The organism is Propionicimonas sp. (assembly GCF_034927565.1).
In the GTDB taxonomy this organism is placed as follows: domain Bacteria; phylum Actinomycetota; class Actinomycetes; order Propionibacteriales; family Propionibacteriaceae; genus Propionicimonas.
This window is the reverse complement of record NZ_JAYFPT010000087.1, coordinates 1-1,553: the sequence shown is the minus strand read 5'-3', so window position 1 is coordinate 1,553 and position 1,553 is coordinate 1. Positions and strand designations below refer to the sequence as shown.

General features: G+C 70.6%; 1 protein-coding gene and 1 pseudogene. One reads left to right on the top strand and one right to left on the bottom strand.

Features of this window, described 5'->3' with window-relative positions:
• Positions 1 to 355 (top strand): annotated as a pseudogene (locus tag VB080_RS13505) (transcriptional regulator); the annotation flags it as partial.
• 78 nt (positions 356 to 433) lie between these two features.
• Here the strand turns inward: VB080_RS13505 and VB080_RS13500 are convergent.
• Positions 434 to 1,519: an NYN domain-containing protein gene (locus VB080_RS13500; RefSeq protein ID WP_323418974.1), complete on the bottom strand. Its 1,086-nt coding sequence runs from the start codon at positions 1,517 to 1,519 to the stop codon at positions 434 to 436.
• Positions 1,520 to 1,553 lie beyond the last annotated feature (34 nt).

Here is a 1,553-nt window from a genome sequence, read left to right as displayed (position 1 = left end):
CCTGGAACTGACTGCTGATGAATTTCTCCCGCCGGACGACCTCGACCCGGTGACGACCCTGGAGGAGAATTTCGCGCTCGGCTGGGAGTACCACTGTGAGGTGCTCATCGACGCGCCGGCGGACTCACTGGCCTGGTTCCCACGGTCGATCGGGCAGATCGAGCCGGTTGACGCGACCACCTCCCGGCTGAGCGGCACCACCAGTGACCCGGAGTACTACCTGGAGAGCCTCGTCCTGCTGCACGTCCCCTGGCGGGTGGTCGGCGGGCCCGAGCTGCGGGCCGCGGTCCGGGAGTTGGGCCGGCAACTGCTGGCCGCAGCCGGAACGGAGGAAGCACCCGACTCCGCCCAGTGAGGCGCCGGCGATCAAAGGCTGGTCGGGTTGGGAGCTTCCCGCCAGTCGTTGTGGGCTCGTCCCGCCTGGCGCCGTTGGCTACTGCCAGCCGCCGCGAGGTGGCTCGGTCCGGCCGTCCAGGGCCTCCTCGGCAGCGCGCTGCAGGATCTTGCCGAAGTCGTAGGTCACGCCACCCGGCGGAGCGGGCCGGTAGCCGGTCCACGGCCCGGCTGCCGGGGCCGGTTGCTCGGGCACGGCAGGGCGAGTGGTCGGTTGCTCGGGCACAATAGGACGAGTGACCGGCGGTTCGGGCACCGTAGGACGAGTGACCGGCGGTTCGGGCACCACAGGACGGCGGATCGACGATTGCTCGGGCACCGTGGGGCGAGTAACCGGCAACTCGGGCACCGTAGGGCGAGTGACCGGCAGCTCGGGCACCACAGGACGACCGGTGGCCGGCTGCCCCTGCCCGGGAGTCGTGAACTGACCCTCCGGAGCCGGACGCGGGGTGGCTGCCACCTCAGGTTCCCGCCGGGGCGCCGTGGCGGACGGCGGCAGCGGACGGTGGGCGTTCTGGGCCTCGACGAACCCACGCCCTGCGGGCTGGGGCTCGGTTCCCCGCCACGGCGCGGTCACCGGAGACTGCGGCACGTCGGCGGACTCTCGAAGAACCCGTGCGGCCGGCCGAGCCGGCACCGGCTCGATCCGGGATGCAGGCGGGGTCACATCGGCACCGTCGAGACGGACGAAGGAGTCACAGGCCGCCACCAGTGCCTGCGGTGTGGACCGGCTACCGAAACCGTGGACCGCCACCCCCTGCTTCCGCAGCCGGATCGCCAGTCGGGTGAACCCGGGATCGCTGGAGACCAGGCAGACCGTGTCCACCCGTTGCTCGTACACCAGCTCCATCGCGTCGATGATCAGGATGCCGAGGGCCGGGCTCGCGCCGGACTCGTGGCTGAACTCCTGAACCGGCTCGACGGCGTACTGCAGCAGCGCCGGCGCCCAGACCCGTCCCTCGGGTGTCGTCCAGTCACCGTAGGCACGCCGAATCCGGGCGTCACCCAGCTTCGCGACCTCGTCCATCAGATGCGGCAGCTGGGTGTCCCTCGTAGTCACAGCGTCGATCAAGACTGCCAGTCGTGCCGCGCCGCCTGCGTTCCCAGCTATCACCACATCCCCCATCGAACGTCAGGAAGCGTAGCGTGAAACCGGCGCT